The sequence below is a fragment of the Streptomyces qaidamensis genome (assembly GCF_001611795.1).
Taxonomy (GTDB): domain Bacteria; phylum Actinomycetota; class Actinomycetes; order Streptomycetales; family Streptomycetaceae; genus Streptomyces; species Streptomyces qaidamensis.
Genome location: NZ_CP015098.1, coordinates 2428225 through 2446179 on the forward strand (window position 1 = coordinate 2428225; position 17955 = coordinate 2446179).

The 17955-nt window shown below is 70.6% G+C and carries 15 protein-coding genes; 6 read left to right on the plus strand and 9 right to left on the minus strand.

From position 1 onward, the window contains the following. Nucleotides 1-95: 95 nt before the first annotated feature. On the minus strand, nucleotides 96-1070 hold the full coding sequence (locus tag A4E84_RS10645; RefSeq protein WP_062926322.1) for an ABC transporter ATP-binding protein: 975 nt from the start codon (nucleotides 1068-1070) through the stop codon (nucleotides 96-98). A 134-nt stretch (nucleotides 1071-1204) separates the two neighbouring features. Further along, nucleotides 1205-2416 carry an NYN domain-containing protein gene (locus tag A4E84_RS10650; RefSeq protein ID WP_062926323.1) on the minus strand — a complete coding sequence of 404 codons (1212 nt, stop codon included), beginning with the start codon at nucleotides 2414-2416 and terminating at the stop codon, nucleotides 1205-1207. A gap of 221 nt (nucleotides 2417-2637) precedes the next feature. Here A4E84_RS10650 and A4E84_RS43375 point away from each other — a divergent pair, with 221 nt between their 5' ends. After that, nucleotides 2638-2805, plus strand: a complete 168-nt coding sequence (locus tag A4E84_RS43375; protein ID WP_167455405.1) for a hypothetical protein — start codon at nucleotides 2638-2640, stop codon at nucleotides 2803-2805. 91 nt (nucleotides 2806-2896) lie between these two features. Here the strand turns inward: A4E84_RS43375 and dnaE are convergent, their stop codons facing one another. Continuing rightward, nucleotides 2897-6436: a DNA polymerase III subunit alpha gene (gene dnaE, locus A4E84_RS10655; RefSeq protein ID WP_062926324.1), complete on the minus strand. Its 3540-nt coding sequence runs from the start codon at nucleotides 6434-6436 to the stop codon at nucleotides 2897-2899. Nucleotides 6437-6653: 217 nt separating this feature from the next. Between dnaE and A4E84_RS10660 the strand changes: the two genes are divergently transcribed. The 4 genes from A4E84_RS10660 (at nucleotide 6654) to A4E84_RS10675 (ending at nucleotide 11441) form a co-directional block, all read left to right on the plus strand. Then, complete coding sequence (locus tag A4E84_RS10660) at nucleotides 6654-7979, plus strand: DUF2252 domain-containing protein (RefSeq protein WP_062926325.1); 1326 nt, start codon at nucleotides 6654-6656, stop codon at nucleotides 7977-7979. Nucleotides 7980-8048: 69 nt separating this feature from the next. Further along, nucleotides 8049-8744 carry a hypothetical protein gene (locus tag A4E84_RS10665; protein WP_062926326.1) on the plus strand — a complete coding sequence of 232 codons (696 nt, stop codon included), beginning with the start codon at nucleotides 8049-8051 and terminating at the stop codon, nucleotides 8742-8744. A 115-nt stretch (nucleotides 8745-8859) separates the two neighbouring features. Beyond that, a complete protein-coding gene (locus tag A4E84_RS10670; RefSeq protein WP_062926327.1) occupies nucleotides 8860-9678 on the plus strand; it encodes a thioredoxin domain-containing protein in 819 nt (272 codons plus the stop codon). A gap of 92 nt (nucleotides 9679-9770) precedes the next feature. Beyond that, nucleotides 9771-11441, plus strand: coding sequence for an alkaline phosphatase D family protein (locus tag A4E84_RS10675; protein ID WP_062926328.1), 1671 nt, complete (start codon nucleotides 9771-9773; stop codon nucleotides 11439-11441). A gap of 6 nt (nucleotides 11442-11447) precedes the next feature. On the opposite strand, the gene A4E84_RS10680 is transcribed toward A4E84_RS10675, so the two are convergent. Continuing rightward, nucleotides 11448-12062: a dienelactone hydrolase family protein gene (locus A4E84_RS10680; RefSeq protein ID WP_261340625.1), complete on the minus strand. Its 615-nt coding sequence runs from the start codon at nucleotides 12060-12062 to the stop codon at nucleotides 11448-11450. Nucleotides 12063-12124: 62 nt separating this feature from the next. Between A4E84_RS10680 and A4E84_RS10685 the strand changes: the two genes are divergently transcribed. Beyond that, on the plus strand, nucleotides 12125-13264 hold the full coding sequence (locus tag A4E84_RS10685) for a mechanosensitive ion channel family protein (RefSeq protein ID WP_062926329.1): 1140 nt from the start codon (nucleotides 12125-12127) through the stop codon (nucleotides 13262-13264). 63 nt (nucleotides 13265-13327) lie between these two features. Here A4E84_RS10685 and A4E84_RS10690 read toward each other — a convergent pair whose 3' ends face one another. The 5 genes from A4E84_RS10690 to lspA form a co-directional block, all read right to left on the minus strand. Beyond that, nucleotides 13328-14068 (minus strand): SDR family NAD(P)-dependent oxidoreductase, encoded by a 741-nt coding sequence (locus tag A4E84_RS10690; RefSeq protein WP_062926330.1) that lies wholly within the window; start codon nucleotides 14066-14068, stop codon nucleotides 13328-13330. Between the two features lie 63 nt (nucleotides 14069-14131). Further along, nucleotides 14132-15718: a Na+/H+ antiporter gene (locus tag A4E84_RS10695; protein ID WP_062926331.1), complete on the minus strand. Its 1587-nt coding sequence runs from the start codon at nucleotides 15716-15718 to the stop codon at nucleotides 14132-14134. 95 nt (nucleotides 15719-15813) lie between these two features. Then, nucleotides 15814-16281 carry a GNAT family N-acetyltransferase gene (locus A4E84_RS10700; protein WP_062926332.1) on the minus strand — a complete coding sequence of 156 codons (468 nt, stop codon included), beginning with the start codon at nucleotides 16279-16281 and terminating at the stop codon, nucleotides 15814-15816. Further along, on the minus strand, nucleotides 16278-17222 hold the full coding sequence (locus tag A4E84_RS10705; RefSeq protein WP_062926333.1) for an RluA family pseudouridine synthase: 945 nt from the start codon (nucleotides 17220-17222) through the stop codon (nucleotides 16278-16280). The genes A4E84_RS10700 and A4E84_RS10705 overlap by 4 nt, the downstream gene beginning before the upstream one ends. A gap of 43 nt (nucleotides 17223-17265) precedes the next feature. After that, nucleotides 17266-17871: a signal peptidase II gene (gene lspA / locus A4E84_RS10710; protein ID WP_062926334.1), complete on the minus strand. Its 606-nt coding sequence runs from the start codon at nucleotides 17869-17871 to the stop codon at nucleotides 17266-17268. Nucleotides 17872-17955 lie beyond the last annotated feature (84 nt).

The window sequence follows — 17955 nt, forward strand, 5'->3', positions numbered from 1 at the left end:
GCTTCCCTTCGCTCGGGTCCACTGCGGCAGTCGCCTGTTCGGTACGTATACGGCGGCCGCTGTGCTCACGGCCCGCGCGCCCGGCACCCTCGTGCTCACACCTTCACCAGCCCCTGCTGGACGGCACCGCCGAGGGCGAGGTACACGTCCTCCAGGCTCGGCGTGGCCAGGGTGAAGTCGTCCAGGGCGGCGAAGGCGGCCCCGCCGGTGACGGTCGCGACGACCGCCCGGGCCTCCTCGGGCCCGAGCCGCAGCGTCCAGCGGCGCCCCGACTCCACGACACGGTCCTTCAGCGCGGCCACCTCGGGCACGTGCAGCGGGGCCGCCTCCCGCCACACCAGGTCGACGCGCACCTCACCGGCGACCTGCTCCTTCAGCCCGGCGGGGGTGTCGCAGGCGATCACCCGCCCCCGGTCGAGGACGGCCACCCGGTCCAGCACCGTCTCGGCCTCGATGACGTTGTGGGTGACGAGCAGCACGGTCGTCCCGCGCTCGGCCCGGCGCCGGTCGACGGCGGACCACACGGCCCGCCGCGCCACCGGGTCCATGCCGGTGGTCGGCTCGTCGAGCACGAGCAGCGGCCGCTCCCCCACCAGGGCCGCGGCGAAGCACGCCAGGCGCCGCTGGCCCCCGGAGAGCTTCTTCAGCGGCCGCCCGGCCAGCGGGGCGAGCCCCAGCTCGTCGAGGACGGCGTCCCGCTCGACCCGCGCCTGCCGTATGTCCAGGCCGCGCAGCCGCCCGGTGGTCTCGGCGGCGAGCGACACGGTCAGCTCGTCGAGGGCGGTCGACTCCTGCCCGAGGTAGGCGAGGATCCGCGAGGCCCGCTCCGGGTGGCGCACGATGTCGTGCCCGAGGATCTCCACACCGCCGCGGTCGGGCCGCATCAGCCCGGTCAGCTGGCGTACGAGGGTGGACTTGCCGGCGCCGTTCGGCCCGAGCAGGCCGAAGATCTCGCCGCGGCGGATGTCCAGCGTCACGTCGTCCGTGGCCCGGACCTCGGGTGTTCCGGGAGTGCCGCGCCGGCCCCGGACCGCCGGATAGGTCTTGGTCAGCCCGCGCACCGCGCACACGACGCCACCATCGTGCCGAAATGCCTGTGCCGCGCGCTTACTCACAAGGGACGAGACTACGGGGTCGGCGACCCAGGTCCGCTCTCGGGTCGGTCCATACCGGGAAATCCGCCGGCAAAGGACTCAGGGGTCCGTCAGTCGTCGAGGGGTGGGTGCTCGACGCCCGTGCGCACACTGATCTCCCGCCAGAAGCCTGCCCGGATGGCGTAGCGGTCCCGCTCGTCGATCTGGTCGTCCTTGTGGGCGAGCAGGCCGAACCGGGCGGCGTAGCGCAGCAGCTCCCCGTCGACGCGGTGCGGGATGCGCGGGTACATCCCGGACAGTTTCTGCAGGTGGTTCTGGTCGCCGAGGCGCTCCACCCAGCGCCCCGCGAATACCTGCCCCACCTCGGAGGGGTCACCGCCGACGGTGGTGATGTCCTCCTCGCGGTCGGCCCACCGCTGCTCTGCCGTGGTCAGCTGGGCGAGCGTCGGCATCGAGGCGGCCTCGGGGGGCTCGGCCGTGGGCCGGTCGACCCAGCCTTTGTCGGAGGACCACCGGAGGGTGGCGGAGGCGGGCTGCTGGGCGGGCTGGGGGCCGGGGGCCCGCAGGGCGGCCAGGTCCTTGGGCGTGGGGACCCCTTTGGCGGCGGGCACCCGCTCCTCGGTGCCGTTCTGCCCGGTGCCGGGCACCGGGTGGCGGGGCTGCGGGGCGGGCCGGTCGGTCGCGGCGCCGAGCGCGGACTCGGGCAGCGGCGCGGAGAGGATCGCGGCGATCTCGGGCCGGGGCGCGGGCTGCGGCGCGCACGCCCCGGTGTAGTCCTTGGCGCGGACGGCCTTGGTGATCCATGTGCGGTCCAGGACGCGTCGCTCGTCGGCCTCGGCGACCAGGTCCTCGGACTGGTTGTAGTCGCCGTCGGCGGCCTGCACGGCCCACAGGTGGACGGCGACGCCGTGCTCCTTGGCAGCCATCATGCCGGGCAGCAGATCGCCGTCGCCGGTGACGAGGACGACGTCGGAGCAGGCGCGGTTGCGGGCCAGTTCGGTCAGCTCGGCGTGCATCGCCGCGTCCACACCCTTCTGCGCCCAGCGGCCGTCGCTGCGGGTCAGCGCGCCGAGCCGGACGGTGACCCGGGGCATCACGCGCAGCCTGCGGTGCTCGGGCTGTGGGACGCGGTCGGGGGCGCCGTCGAACCAGTAGATGCGCAGCAGCGGCTGCTGTGTGTCGGATTCGGCACGCTCACGCAGCCCCTGAATGAGGGCGGTGTGGTCGACGGTGATCCGGGAGCGCGAGGGCTCTCCGGCGAGGAGACTCGCCGCGGCTCCCAGCAGATACCCAGCGTCCACCAGGACGATGCAGCGGTCCACGCGACTCACCCTCTTCCCAGGAGGTTTGCTTCGGGCTTGCTTCGAGTCTGCCCGACGGCGCGGAGGTTAACGGCCGGAACTCGATCTTCGGCGTGGCGTTTCGGGACGCGCTGCTCCGACCACCCCTGTCACACACGGTAATTGTCCGACATGCGATCGTTGTCGGCCTGTGTGAATCTGGTCCCGGCCCTGGCCCCTAGTCCCCCACAGGAGGCATCACCATGGCCAAGAACAAGAACCGTGACCGTAAGCAGCAGCGTCCGACCGAGCGTGGCCAGCGGGCCGACCGCAGCCCCGCCTCGCAGACGGAGCCCCAGACCGAGGTCGAGGTGACCCCCGGCGAGATGGCCCCGTCCGGCAAGCGAAAGCGCAGCTTCGGCCACAACTGACGTCTGCGTGACGGGTTGTTGAGCCCACGCATACGCACGAGGGGCGTACCCGATTCCGGGTACGCCCCTCAAGCGCATCAAGATCCGTGCGTCACCCGGCCAGGCAGGACGGCCCGAGCAGCACCTTCAGGTCTCCGAAGAGCGCCGGGTCCGGCTTCACCCGGTGCCGGTCCAGCCGCAGCACGGTGGTCTTGGTCGGTCCCTGGAGCTTGATCCGGACCTCGCTGTCGCCCTTGTGGTGGCTGAGGACCTCGCCGAGCCGGCTGACCAGCGGCGGGGTGACCCGGGTGGCCGGGATGGTGAGGATCACGGGCGCGTTGGTGCCCGCGTTCGACAGGTCCGGCACCATCAGCTCCATCGCGACGAGCCGCGGGATGTCCTCCCGCTTGTCGAGGCGGCCCTTGACGAACACCACGGCGTCCTCGACGAGTTGGGTCGAGACGAGCTGGTACGTCGCGGGGAAGAACATGCACTCGATCGAACCGGCGAGGTCCTCGACGGTGGCGATGGCCCAGGCGTTGCCCTGCTTGGTCATCTTGCGCTGCAGGCCCGAGATGATGCCGCCGATGGTGACGACCGCGCCGTCGGAGTGCTCACCTCCGGTCAGCTGGGAGATACCGGCGTCGGCCTTGTCGGACAGGATGTGCTCCAGGCCGAACAGCGGGTGGTCGGAGACGTACAGACCGAGCATCTCCCGCTCCTGGGCGAGCAGATAGGTCTTGTCCCACTCGTCGGGCGAGAACTCCACATCGAGCCCGAAGCCCGGCTCGCTGGTCTCGGCCTCGCCCATGCCGCCGAAGAGGTCGAACTGCCCCTCGGCCTCCTTGCGCTTGACCGCGACCACGTTGTCGATCATCGGCTCGTAGTGCGCGGTGAGGCCCTTGCGGGTGTGGCCCATCGCGTCGAAGGCGCCGGCCTTGATCAGCGATTCGGTGGTGCGCTTGTTGCAGACCACCGCCTCCACCTTGTCGAGGTAGTCCGGGAAGGAGACGTACTTCCCCTTGGCCTTGCGGCACCTGATGATCGACTCGACCACGTTCGTACCGACGTTGCGGACGGCGGAGAGGCCGAAGAGGATCACGTCGTCGCCCTGGGCCGCGAAGTTGGCCATCGACTCGTTGACGTCCGGCGGGAGCACCTTGATGCCCATGCGGCGGCACTCGTTGAGGTAGACGGCCGACTTGTCCTTGTCGTCCTTCACGGACGTGAGCAGCGCGGCCATGTACTCGGCGGGGTGGTTCGCCTTGAGGTATGCCGTCCAGTACGAGACGAGTCCGTACGCGGCGGAGTGCGCCTTGTTGAACGCGTAGCCGGCGAAGGGGACCAGCACGTCCCACAGGGCCTGGATGGCCTCGTCGCTGAAGCCCTTCTTGCGGGCACCCTCCTGGAAGAGGACGAAGTTCTTCGCCAGTTCCTCGGGCTTCTTCTTGCCCATCACGCGGCGGAGGATGTCGGCCTCGCCGAGTGAGTAGCCGGCGATGATCTGGGCGGCCTTCTGCACCTGCTCCTGGTAGACGATCAGGCCGTGGGTGACGTCCAGAACCTCCCTGAGCGGCTCCTCCAGCTCGGGGTGGATGGGCGTGATGTCCTGCTGGCCGTTCTTGCGCAGCGCGTAGTTCGTGTGGGAGTTCATGCCCATCGGGCCCGGGCGGTACAGGGCCGACACGGCGGAGATGTCTTCGAAGTTGTCCGGCTTCATCAGCCGGAGCAGGGAGCGCATGGGGCCGCCGTCGAACTGGAAGACGCCGAGGGTGTCGCCGCGCTGGAGCAGTTCGAAGGTCGTGGGGTCGTCGAGCGGGAGGCTCAGGAGGTCGATGTCGACCCCCTTGTTGGACTTCACCATCTTGACGGCGTCGTCCATGATCGTCAGGTTGCGCAGGCCCAGGAAGTCCATCTTCAGCAGGCCGAGCGACTCGCAGCTCGGGTAGTCCCACTGGGTGATGGTGACCTTGTCCGTGTGCCTGACCCAGACGGGGACGTGGTCGGTGATCGTCTCGCTGGACATGATCACGCCGGCGGCGTGCACACCCATCTGCCGGACCAGGCCCTCGACGCCCTTGGCGGTGTCGATGACCTTCTTCACGTCCGGCTCGTTCTCGTACATCGCCCGGATCTCGCCCGCCTCCGAGTAGCGGGGGTGCTCGGGGTTGGTGATGCCGTCGAGGTTGATGCCCTTGCCCAGGACGTCGGCGGGCATGGCCTTGGTGAGGCGGTCGCCCATCGCGTACGGGTAGCCCAGCACGCGTGCGGAGTCCTTGATCGCGTTCTTGGCCTTGATGGTGCCGTACGTGCCGATCATGGCGACCTTGTCGGCGCCGTACTTCTCCGTCACGTAGCGGATCACCTCGACGCGCCGGCGCTCGTCGAAGTCGATGTCGACATCGGGCATGGAGATGCGCTCGGGGTTGAGGAAGCGCTCGAAGATCAGGCCGTGCGGGATGGGGTCGAGGTCGGTGATGCCGAGGGCGTAGGCGACGATCGAGCCGGCCGCGGAGCCTCGGCCGGGGCCGACGGCGATGCCCTGCTTCTTGGCCCACATGATGAAGTCGGCGACCACGAGGAAGTAGCCCGGGAAGCCCATCGAGATGATGGTGTCCATCTCGTACTCGACCTGCTTCATGCGGTCGTCCGGGATGCCGTCCGGGAAGCGGCGGTGCATGCCGCGCAGGGTCTCCTCGCGGAACCAGCTGACCTCGGTGTACCCCTCGGGGATGTCGAACTTGGGCATGAGGTCGCGCTTCTCGAACATGCCCGTGGTGTCGACCATCTCGGCGATGAGGCGGGTGTTGGCGCAGCCCTCCTGCCAGGCGTCCGAGGAGTCGATGGCGTACATCTCGTCCGTGGACTTCAGGTAGTAGCCGGTGCCGTCGAACCGGAAGCGGTCGGGGTCGGAGAGGTTCTTGCCGGTCTGGATGCACAGCAGGGCGTCGTGGGCGGTCGCCTCGTGCGCGTACGTGTAGTGCGAGTCGTTGGTGACCAGGGGGGGGATGCCGAGCTTCTTGGCGATCTCCAGGAGGCCGTCGCGGACCCGGTGCTCGATCTCGATGCCGTGGTCCATCAGCTCCAGGAAGTAGCGGTCCTTGCCGAAGATGTCCTGGTAGTCGGCGGCCGCCTTCAGGGCCTCGTCGAAGTGGCCGAGGCGCAGCCGGGTCTGGACCTCGCCGGAGGGGCAGCCCGTGGAGGCCACGATCCCCTCGGACCACTGGGCGATGGTCTCCTTGTCCATCCGGGGCCACTTCTGCAGCCAGCCCTCGGCGTACGCGTCGGAGGACAGCCGGAAGAGGTTGTGCAGTCCGGTGCTGTTCACCGCCCACATCGTCTTGTGGGTGTAACCGCCGGAACCGGAGACGTCGTCCCGCTTCTGGTGGGGCTGGCCCCACTGGATCTTGCGCTTGTTGCGCCGGGACTCGGGGGCGACATACGCCTCGATCCCGATGATCGGGGTGACCCCGGCCTTCTGCGCGGAATGGAAGAAGTCGTACGCCCCGTGCAGGTTGCCGTGGTCGGACATGGCGATGTGCGTCATGCCCATCTCGTTGCACGCGTTGAACATGTCCTTCAGCCGCGCGGCACCGTCCAGCAGCGAGTACTGGGTGTGGACGTGCAGGTGCGTGAACGGCGGCTTTGACACGGCTGCGGCCTCCAGAGAGAACAGGGGTCGAATGGGGCCCGGCAGGCTGCGGACAGTCTGGGGGACAGCGTCGAAGTCTATGCCTCGGCACTGACACCCGGAGGGCTGACCCGCGTACCTTCGTGCGGGGGTTCGCGGGCACTCCCGCGGACCGCCGCACGTTAGGCAGAGGGCGGACCTGCCGCCCTGACACGCATGCACCAGGAGGCACCCAGCGATGTCGTTCCCGCAGCTCGACGGCGAGCACCGCGGTGAGGAGATCCTCGCCGTCTTCGACACCGCCTTCGGCGAGCTCCTGGCCGCCGACCCGGCCGCGTTCCGCGTCAAGTTCCGCAAGATGGCGGCCTCGGCCTTCGCCTTCTACCGGGGCACGGCCGGCCTGTTCTACCACGACCTCGACGATGAGAAGCGGGGCGGGCCGTACCTGGACGAGCGCACCTCGCGCGTGTGGATCCACGGCGACCTGCACGCGGAGAACTTCGGCACGTACATGGACGCCAACGGCCGCCTGATCTTCAACGTCAACGACTTCGACGAGGCCTACGTCGGCCCCTTCACCTGGGACCTCAAGCGTCTCACCGCCTCCATCGCACTGATCGGCTACGCGAAGGCGCTCAGCGACGAGCAGATCTCCGAGCTGGTGACGATCTACGCGGTCGCCTACCGCGAGCGGATCCACGCCCTGGCCACGGGCGCGAAGAGCGACGAGGTGCCGCCGTTCACGCTGGACACCGCACAGGGCCCGCTGCTGGACGCGCTGCGTGACGCCCGCTCACTGACCCGCTTCGGCCTGCTGGACTCGATGACGGAGATCCGCGACTTCGAGCGCCGCTTCGCCTCCGGAGGCGGCTCGGTCGAGCTGGACGCGGCCACGCGCTACAAGGTCCTCGCCGCCTTCGACGGCTACCTGGAGACGCTGCCGGACAGCTCGCTGGCCCGCCCGGACTCCTACCGCGTGAAGGACGTGGTCGGCCGGCGCGGCATCGGCATCGGCTCGGCGGGGCTGCCGTCGTACAACATCCTGCTGGAGGGACACAGCGACGCCCTGGAGAACGATGTCGTGATCTACATCAAGCAGGCCCAGACCCCGGCCGTCTCCCGGCACATCACGGACCAGGAGATCCGCGGCTACTTCCAGCACGAGGGGCACCGCACGGTCATCTCCCAGCGCGCCCTGCAGGCGCACGCCGACCCTTGGCTGGGCTGGACCGAGCTGGACGGCGCGGGCCAGCTGGTGGCCGAGGTCTCGCCGTACGCGGTGGACCTCGACTGGGGTGACATCGACGACCCGGAGGAGATCGCGCAGGTGGTGGCCGACCTCGGCCGGGCGACGGCCACGATGCACTCGGCGGCGGACGACCAGTCCGGCGAGTCCCTGGTGCCGTTCTCCACGGAGCGGGCCATCGACGCGGCGATCGCGGCCGACGAGGAGGGCTTCGCCCCCCTGCTGGTCGACTTCGCGCACACCTACGGCGCACGCGCGCGTGCCGACCACCAGACCTTCGTCGACCTGTTCCGCAACGGACGGATTCCGGGGCTGTGACGGCAAGGTCTCTCACAGGCATCCTTTAGGGGTCCCTTACCGGCCCCCGTGACAGACTCTCCTTTTGCTATGGACATATCCGCGATCCGCCTCAGAGCCGTACGCGCGGCGCTGTTCACGGCCGTGGTCGTGACGCTCAGCACCGCGTCGCACGTGCTGCTGTCCCGCGCCCCGCTGCCGGTGGGCACGGTGGCAGCGGTCGCCGCCGCCGTGTTCGTGATCGCGTTCGCCCTGGCGGGCCGGGAGCGCTCCTTCGGGCGGATCGCGGCCCTGCTGATCCCGCTGGAACTGGCCGCCGACACGGTGTTCACCACGGGCCAGCACGCCTGTTACGGCCGCGCGGGCGGCCCGGTCGCCGGGCCCCTGCGCTCGGTCGGCCTGGATGTGCTCTGCGGCGGCGGAGAGGTCGGCACGCCCCTCGCCCGGATGGCCGGGGCCACCGGCACCGAGCGGCTGGCGGCCGCGGTCGCCCATGCCGAACCGGCCACCGCCTGGCTGCTGCTCGGCGCGCACGTCGGCGTCGGGCTCCTCGCCGCCCTCTGGCTGCGCCGCGGCGAGCGAGCCCTGGCCCAGCTGCTGCGGGCGGTGACGGCGACGACGTTCCGGCCGCTGCTGCTGGCGGTCGCCGCGGTCGCGGTGGAGCGGGCCCCGGCCGGGCGCCGCCTGCCCGCGCGTGCCGCGGACCGCACCCCTACCGCCCGCGACCGGATCCTCGCGTACTCCCTGGGGCGGCGCGGACCGCCGTGCTCGTCCGCCTTCGCGTAAGGCACTCGCCGTCTCGGGAGGCTCCTGCGCCCCCCGCGGCCCTTTCGAGCACCAGCAGTCCTTCATACGTATCCCGCACACACAGCTGTGCGCCTCCCCCACGGAGAACATCACCATGAGCAAGCGGAACAGCCAGTCGGCGAAGACTGCGGCCCGTGAGCGGCTGCGCATCGAGCGCGAGCGCGAGGCCAAGCGGGCGAAGACGAAGCGGCAGGTCATCGTCGCCTGCTCGATCGTCGGCGTCCTGGCGATAGCCGGCGGCATCGGCTACGCCGTCGTCCAGGCCAACAAGCCCACCCACTGGGAGGCGGTCAAGGACGAGAAGGTCGTCACGCCGGCCAACACCACGGGCACCGACGGCACCACGGTCGTCATCGGCAAGGACTCGGCGAAGAAGACGCTGAAGATCTACGAGGACCCGCGCTGTCCCGTGTGCGCCCAGTTCGAGCAGACCGTCGGCCCGACCGTGAAGAAGGACATCGACGACGGCAAGTACAAGATGCAGTTCATCGGCGCCACCTTCATCGACGACAGGGACAACGGCGAGGGCTCCAAGAACGCGCTGAGCGCCCTGGGCGCTGCGCTGAACGTGAGCGACGCGGCGTTCCTCGACTACAAGGCCGCGCTGTACTCGGCGAAGTACCACCCGGAGGAGACGACCGACAAGTTCAAGGACGACAGCTACCTCATCAAGGTCGCGAACACCGTCCCCGAGCTGAAGGACAACAAGAAGTTCCAGGACGCGGTCGAGAAGGGCACCTACGACGCCTGGGCGATGGCCATGTCGAAGGCCTTCGACGACAACAAGGAAGGCGTGAAGGGCACTCCGGGCTTCGTCATGGACGGCAAGCAGCTCACCGCCGACAGCCAGGGCACACCGCTGATGACGGTGGCCGACTTCAACCGGGTCGTGGGCGAGGCCCTCAAGAAGTGACGGCTGGTCAGGGACCGGTCGGCATGTGAAGAGCGGGCGAACTTCCGGAGTTCGCCCGCTCCGGCCCATACCGACCAGTAACCTGATCGGTCGTGACCAGTCGATACAGATCATCGAATACGTCAGAGGGCATCAACTCCCTCACCCCGCGCCGCCGTTCGGTCGTCAAGGCCGCGGCGGCGACCGCTGTCCTGGCCGGGCCGCTGGCGGCGACCCCGCCTGCGCGCGCCGTAGAGCAGGCTCCCGCCTTCCTGCACGGCGTGGCCTCCGGGGACCCGCTGCCGGACGGCGTCCTGCTGTGGACCCGCGTCACCCCGGTACCGGAGGCGATACCCGGCTCCGGAGCCGGCCCGGACACCGAGGTGAGCTGGACCGTCGCCGAGGACAAGGCGTTCACCACCGTCGTCGCCAAGGGCTCGACCACCGCCACGGCCGCCTCCGACCACACCGTGAAGGCCGACATCCGCGGCCTCAAGCCGGGCACCGACTACTGGTTCCGCTTCTCCGCCGGCGGCACCGACTCCCCCACCGCACGCACCCGCACCGCCCCCGCGCACGACGCCGCCGTCGCGGGCCTGCGCTTCGGCGTGGTCTCCTGCGCCAACTGGGAGGCCGGCTGGTTCTCCCCGTACCGGCACCTCGCGGCCCGCGGCGACCTGGACGCGTGGCTGCACCTGGGCGACTACATCTACGAGTACGGCACCGGCGAGTACGGCACCCGCGGCAAGGTCGTCCGCCCGCACGCCCCGGCCCACGAGATCGTCACGCTCGCCGACTACCGCACCCGGCACGCCCGGTACAAGACCGACCCGGACCTCCAGGCGCTGCACGCCACGGCCCCGGTCGTAGCGATCTGGGACGACCACGAGTTCGCCAACGACGCATGGACGGGCGGCGCCGAGAACCACACGGAGGGCGCGGAGGGCACCTGGTCCGCCCGTCAGGCCGCCGCCAAGCAGGCCTACTTCGAGTGGATGCCGGTGCGCCCGGCCATCGCGGGCACCACCTACCGCAGGCTGCGCTTCGGCAAGCTGGCCGACCTCTCCCTGCTGGACCTGCGCTCCTTCCGCTCGCAGCAGGTCAAGGTCGGCAACGGCGAGGTCGACGACCCGAACCGCACACTCACCGGCCGTGCCCAGCTGGACTGGCTCAAGACGGGGCTGGCGTCGTCCGACACCACCTGGCGGCTGGTCGGCAACTCGGTGATGATCTCGCCGTTCGCCATCGGCTCGCTCTCCGCCGACCTGCTGAAGCCGCTGGCCAAGCTGCTGGGCCTGCCCCAGGAGGGTCTCGCCCTCAACACCGACCAGTGGGACGGCTACACCGACGACCGCCGCGAGATCCTGGCCCACCTGCGCGCGAACGCGATCCGCAACACGGTCTTCCTCACCGGCGACATCCACATGGCCTGGGCCAACGACGTGCCGGTGGACGCCGGCACGTACCCGCTGTCCCCGTCGGCCGCCACGGAGTTCGTCGTCACCTCGGTCACCTCGGACAACCTCGACGACATCGTGAAGGTCCCGGAGGGCACGGTCTCGGCGGTCGCCGCGCCGGTCATCCGCGCCGCCAACCGCCATGTCCACTGGGTCGACACCGACCGGCACGGCTTCGGCGTCCTGGACATCACGGCCGAGCGTGCGCAGATGGACTTCTACGTCGTCTCCGACCGCACGAAGCGCGACGCGACCGCCAAGTGGTCCCGCTCGTACCGCACCCGCAGCGGGACGCAGAAGGTCGAGCGCTCCTACGACCCGGTGTAACCGCCGCTACAGGGTTTCGAGGAAGCCGAGCGCCACCCGCCAGGTGGCCTCGGCGGCCTCCTCGTCGTAGTCCGGCAGGTCGGGGTCGGTGTAGAGGTGGCCGGCCCCGGAGTACCGGTACACCTCGACGTCGGCGCCGGTGCGGCCCATCTGGAGGTACCAGGCGCTGAGCCAGTCGTCCGTCTCGAAGGGGTCCGGCTCGGCCACGTGCAGCTGGACCGGCAGGTCCTCGGCCGTGACGTCCGGCGCGATGTCCGACGTGCCGTGCAGGAGCAGCAGGCCGCGCGCCTTGTCGTCGCCGAGGGCGAGGGTCTGCGCGATCGAGGCGCCGAGGGAGAACCCCGCGTACACCAGTCCGCGCTCGGAGTAGGGAGCGGCGGCCAGCACGGCACGCTTCAGGAGCTCCTCCTTGCCGATCTTCTCCTGGTGCTCCATGCCCTCCTCGACCGTGTCGAAGGTATGCCCCTCGAAGAAGTCGGGCGTCCACACCTCGTGTCCGGCCGCGCGCAGTCTGTCAGCGGCCTGGAGCACCGCGGGCCGCAGACCCTGGGTCGAGTGGAAGAGCATGATGTTCATGAGGCCATGGTGCCAGCCGGGTGTGACGAGCCGGGATCCCGGCACTACCCAGGACGCAGCGGAAGTCACATGTTCATGCACCCCGGGAGCCGGTTAGGTTCGGGGGCATGGAGAACCTGCTACGACCGCTGATCGTGGTCGGTGGCTCGGTCGTGCTCACGCTGGTGATCGGCTGGGCCACCGACTTCCTGCTGCGCAAGGCCGACACACGGCACCACGAGACCCCGCTGTGGGGTCTGCTCCGCCGTGGCCGCATCCCCTACATGCTCGTCCTCTTCGCGGCCCTGCTGAGAGGGTCCTACGACGAGGCGGACCTGCTGGAGAGCCGCGCCGACGGAGTGGGCCGGACGCTGACCCTGATACTGATCGGGTCGGCCGCCTGGCTGGTCATCCGTATCGCGGCGGCGATCGTCGAGACGTCGTACAGCCGGTACGCCAACGCCCGGGCCCACCGCGACCCGGCCAGGGTCCGCCGGGTACGCACCCAGGTGACGCTGATCATGCGGGTGGTGTCCGCGATCGTCGGCGTGGTGGCCGCGGCGAGCATGCTGCTGACGTTCCCGGCGTTCCGGGCGGCGGGCGCCTCGCTGCTGGCCTCGGCCGGCATCCTCGGCATCGTCGCCGGTGTCGCCGCGCAGTCCACGCTGAGCAACATGTTCGCGGGGTTCCAGATCGCCTTCGGCGACATGGTGCGCATCGGGGACACGGTGGTGGTGGACGGGGAGTGGGGCACGGTCGAGGAGATCACCCTGACGTACCTGACCGTCCACACCTGGGACGAGCGCCGGATCACCATGCCGGTGTCGTACTTCACGTCCCAGCCCTTCGAGAACTGGTCGCGCGGAGGCCCGCAGATGACCGGCACCGTCTTCTGGCACGTCGACCACACGGCTCCCCTGGACGCGATGCGCGAGAAGCTCCGCGACATCCTGCGCGAGTGCCCGGCCTGGGACGGCCGCGCCTACAACCTGTCGGTCACGGACACCACCCCGAACACCATGCAGGTACGGGCCCTGGTGACCGCCAAGGACGCGGACGACATCTGGACGGTGCGGGTCACGGTCCGCGAGCAGATGGTCGGCTGGCTGGCCGACGAGCACCCGTACGCCCTGCCCCGGGTCAACACGGCCGACGCGGTCCTTCCGCCGTCCTCCAACGGCAACGGCCACCGCTCGTCCCCGGACGGCGTACCGGCCCAGCAGCGCCGCTACCACGGCAACCACCACTCGGGGCGGCCGGAGCGCTGACCCCGCGCACGGAAGGCAGGAGGGGCTCCAGCGGCGCGGGGAGCCCCTCCTGCCTTCCGCCGGTCAGTGGCCGCGCTCGGCGCCGCCGTTGACCTGGATGATCTGCGAGGTGATGTGCCCGGCGCCAGTGGAGGCCAGCCAGTGCAGGGTCTCGGCGACGTCCCCCGGGGTGCCGGCCCGGCCGTTCGAGGTCTCACCGATGAGTCGCGCCCGCCGCTCCTCCGCCATCGCGTCCCCGAAGAACTCGGTGTCCTCGATGTACCCGGGCGCCACCACGTTCGCGGTGATGCCGCGCGGTCCCAGCTCCCGGGCCAGGTCGTGGGCGTAGGGATGCAGCCCCGCCTTGGCCGCCGCGTACGCCCCGCTCCCGGACCCGCGGTAGGCGGCGATGGAGCTGAGGAACAGCACCCGTCCGCCGGGCTCGGCGAGCCGCGGCTTCAGCGCCTCGGTGAGCAGCACCGCCGTCAGGGTGTTGAGCCGGAAGTTCACGCTCCAGGTGTGCGCGACGGCCGCGAGCGGATCGTCACCCGGCGCATCCGGTTCGAGCAGCCCGTTGCCCCCGGCGCTGTGCACGAGCACGTCCACAGCCCCCAACTCCCGTTCCACGAAGGCGGCGACACCGCGCACGTCCTCCGGCTCGGCGAGATCGGCGGCGTACGTCAGCGCGCCGGGTACCACGGCCTTCTCCAGCACATCGGCCCGCCGCCCGAGCAGCAGCACCCGATCCCCGTCCGCGGCGAACACCCGGGCCGCCGCGAGCCCAATTCCCGTTCCGCCACCACTGATTACCACGTTCCGTGCCATACGGCCGACCCTACGACTCCGCGGCCGCCCGCCGTCAAACCCGCGGCCGCGGTCGCCGGTGACTCACCGCAGGCTACGGACGTCGAGGTGCCGCAGGACCCGGTCGACCACCTCGGGATCCGCCCCGGGTTCGCTGCGCGCCGCCAGTACCTCGTGCCGCGCGGCGCTCAGCATCTCCTGCTGGATCCGCCGCACCCGCTTCACCCGCCGGGCCCCCTCCCGGTAGGCCTCCCGCCGCTCGTCCTCGGCCAGTTCGGGACTGATCCGCACCCCGATGTCGTAGGCCCGCCGCAGCATCTGCTCGGACAGTTCCTCCGGCAGGTCCTCGGTCCCCTCGATCTCCCGCAGCCGCTGCTTCGCCGCCTTGGCCGCGCGGATCGCGAGCTCCTTCGCGAGCTCCTTCTCCTTGTCCGTGTCGGCCTTCACCCCGAGCCACCGCACCAGCCACGGCAGCGTCATGCCCTGCAGCACCAGCGTCGCCATGATCACCCCGAACGCGATGAAGATGATCTCGTCCCGGCTGGGGAACGGCGCGCCCGTGTCGGTCTCCAGCGGAATGGCCAGCACCAGCGCGACCGAGGCCACCCCGCGCATCCCCGACCACCACATCACCACGGTCTCGCGCCAGCTCACCGGGATGTCCTCGTCGTAGTCCCGCCGCGCGTGCAGCCGTTTGGTCAGCCAGGTCGCCGGCAACAGCCACAGCAGCCGGGCGAACACGACCACGCAGACGACCACCGCCGCCCAGCCGAGCAGCTCGCCCCACCGGCCGGACGCCGTCTGGATCGCGTTGTGCAGCTCCAGACCGACCAGCCCGAACGCCACGCCGGTGACGAGCGTGTCGACGATGTTCCAGAACGTGTGCCCGGCCAGCCGCGTCATGACGTCGTCGGCGTCGGAGCCGTACTCCGCGAGGAACAGCGCGGTGGTGAGCACAGCGAGCACGCCGGACCCGTGCAGCTCCTCGGCCATGACGTACGAGGCGTACGGCACCAGCAGGGTCAGCCCGACCTGCAGGGTGGCATCGCCGAGCACTTCCATCAGCTTGTTCGCGCCCCAGCCCAGCGCGAGGCCCACGGCCACCGCCACCACGGCCGACAGCACCAGATCGAGCCCGGCCTTCCAGGGCGAGAACGTCCCGCTGACGGCGGCGGCGATCGCCACGTGGTAGAGGACGATGGCCGTCACGTCGTTGAACAGACCCTCGCCCTCCAGGATCGACACCAGCCGGCGCGGCAGTCCCAGCTGCCCGGCCACCGCGGTCGCCGCGACCGGGTCCGGCGGCGCCACCAGCGCGCCCAGTGCGAAGGCCGCGGCGAGCGGCAGCCCCGGCACGATCGCGTCGGCGACGGCGGCCACGCACGCCATGGTGACGAACACCAGCGCCACGGCCAGCAGGAAGATCGGCCTCCTGTTGGCCGCGAACTGCCGCCAGGACGTGCGCCGCACGGCGGCGTACAGCAGGGGCGGCAGCAGCAGCGGCAGGATCAGGTCCGGCGCGATCTCGACGTTCGGCACGAACGGCAGCAGCGCGAGGACTATCCCCAGGAGCGTCATCAGCACCGGCGCGGGCACCTTGAACCGGTCGCCCACAGGGACACTGATCACGGCCCCGAGCAGCAGTACGAACAGCAGGGCCAACTGATCCACGGTCAGCGCTCCGGGAGGTCAGACGTTCACACGACTGACCTCAAGCCTGCCACGCAACTCCCGGGACAAACCGTTTCGGCACCCGGCACGAGGAGCTAGAGCGAACGCCGCATCCCCTGGTGCGGAATGCCCGCCTCCAAGTACTCGGGCCCGTACGGCTCGTAGCCGAGCCGCGCGTAGAAGCCGAGCGCGTGCGTCTGCGCGTGCAGGTCCACGGCCGTGAGTCCCCGCGCGCGGGCCGCGTCCTCGATGGCCCGCACCAGGGCGGCACCGACGCCGAGCCCGCGTGCGGATCCCCTCACGGCGAGCCGGCCGAGGGCGCCCACGGACGGGCCGGCGCCGGTCTGCGCCACGGCCGCCTCCCCGTGCAGCAGCCGCCCCGTCCCGAGCGGCACACCGTCCTCCCGGACCGCCAGCACATGGACCGCGCCGGCGTCGTAGGCGTCGTACTCCAGGTCCTCCGGTACGCCCTGCTCGCCGACGAAGACCTCCTTGCGCACCGCGAAGCACGCCTCACGGTCGGCCGGGTCCTCGGCGACCCGCACCACGTACGGGGTGCTCACGCGTACGTCTCCTCGCGGACCTGCTCCAGGGCCTTGTCCAGGTCCTCCGGGTAGTCACAGGAGAACTCCGCCCACTGCCCGTCCCCGGGGTGCTCGAAGCCGAGCCGCACCGCGTGCAGCCACTGGCGGGTCAGGCCCAGACGCTTGGCGAGCGTCGGGTCGGCGCCATAGGTGAGGTCGCCGACACAGGGGTGCCGGTGGGCGGCCATGTGGACGCGGATCTGGTGCGTGCGGCCGGTCTCCAGCTTCACGTCGAGCAGGGAGGCCGCGCGGAACGCCTCGATGAGGTCGTAGTGCGTGACGGACGGCTTGCCCTCGGCCGTGACCGCCCATTTGTAGTCGTGCTGGGGGTGCCGGCCGATGGGCGCGTCGATGGTGCCGCTGGTCGGGTCGGGGTGGCCCTGGACGAGCGTGTGGTACCGCTTGTCGACCGTGCGCTCCTTGAACTGGCGCTTCAGCGACGTGTAGGCACGCTCCGACTTGGCGACCACCATGAGGCCCGAGGTGCCCACGTCGAGCCGGTGCACGATGCCCTGGCGCTCGGCGGCGCCGGACGTGGAGATCCGGTACCCGGCGGCGGCCAGGCCCCCGATGACGGTCGGCCCGGACCAGCCCGGCGAGGGGTGCGCGGCCACGCCGACCGGCTTGACGATCACGACCACGTCATCGTCGTCGTGCACGATCTCCATGCCCTCGACCGGCTCGGCGACGACCTGCACCGGCGCGGGCGCCTGCGGCATCTCGACCTCCAGCCAGGCGCCGCCGTGCACGCGCTCCGACTTGCCGACCACCGACCCGTCGACCGTGACCTTCCCCGCGGCGGCGAGCTCGGCCGCCTTGGTACGGGAGAAGCCGAACATGCGGGAGATGGCGGCGTCGACGCGCTCGCCCTCCAGGCCGTCGGGCACGGGCAGGGTACGGATCTCGGGAAGCGTGCTCACCCGTCGAGTATGCCGGACGGCTCCGACAGGGCCGTACGCGCGCTCAGTCCTTGTGGACGGTCCCGTCCGGGTCGAGGCCCTTGAACGACAGCAGCACGATCAGGATGCCGCCGCACACGATCGCCGAGTCGGCCAGGTTGAAGACGGCGAAGTGCTTGGGCGCGATGAAGTCCACGACCGCGCCCTCGAAGACGCCCGGCGCCCGGAAGATCCGGTCGGTGAGGTTGCCCAGCGCACCGCCGAGCAGCAGGCCGAGCGCGATCGCCCAGGGCAGGCTGTAGAGCTTGCGGGCGAGGCGGGCGATCACCACGATCACCGCCGCCGCGATCATGGTGAAGATCACGGTGAAGGCCTCGCCGAAGCCGAAGGCCGCGCCCGCGTTGCGGATCGCCTCGAACTTCAGCCAGTCCCCGATGATCTCGATGGGCGGGTGGTGCTCCAGCTTGGCCACCACGATCAGCTTGCTGATCAGGTCGAGGGCGTACGCGAACGAGGCGACGGCGAACAGCACCGCGATCCGGCGCCGGCCCCGGGGCCGCCCGGCGCCGGACTCGTCGGGCGGAGTGCCCTCCGAGTCGGGCCGTTCCTTGCCGCCCCCGGCCGCGTCCGGTGTGTCCGGCGTACCGATGATGCGCTCCGCCTCTGCCACGTGAGTCCCTCAACCTAGGTGCCTGACTGAGGACGAGGGTACGGCACACCCCATACGTCGCACGTGCTCAGGAGGCATTCGGCG

What these genes read in the sequence shown, in the direction of transcription:
- A4E84_RS43375 (WP_167455405.1), top strand. Translation starts at nt 2,638, where the DNA reads ATGGCCAAGAACAAGAACCGTGACCGTAAGCAGCAGCGTCCGACCGAG.
- A4E84_RS10660 (WP_062926325.1), top strand. Translation starts at nt 6,654, where the DNA reads ATGTCGTTCCCGCAGCTCGACGGCGAGCACCGCGGTGAGGAGATCCTC.
- A4E84_RS10665 (WP_062926326.1), top strand. Translation starts at nt 8,049, where the DNA reads ATGGACATATCCGCGATCCGCCTCAGAGCCGTACGCGCGGCGCTGTTC.
- A4E84_RS10670 (WP_062926327.1), top strand. Translation starts at nt 8,860, where the DNA reads ATGAGCAAGCGGAACAGCCAGTCGGCGAAGACTGCGGCCCGTGAGCGG.
- A4E84_RS10685 (WP_062926329.1), top strand. Translation starts at nt 12,125, where the DNA reads ATGGAGAACCTGCTACGACCGCTGATCGTGGTCGGTGGCTCGGTCGTG.
- A4E84_RS10690 (WP_062926330.1), bottom strand. Translation starts at nt 14,068, where the DNA reads ATGGCACGGAACGTGGTAATCAGTGGTGGCGGAACGGGAATTGGGCTC.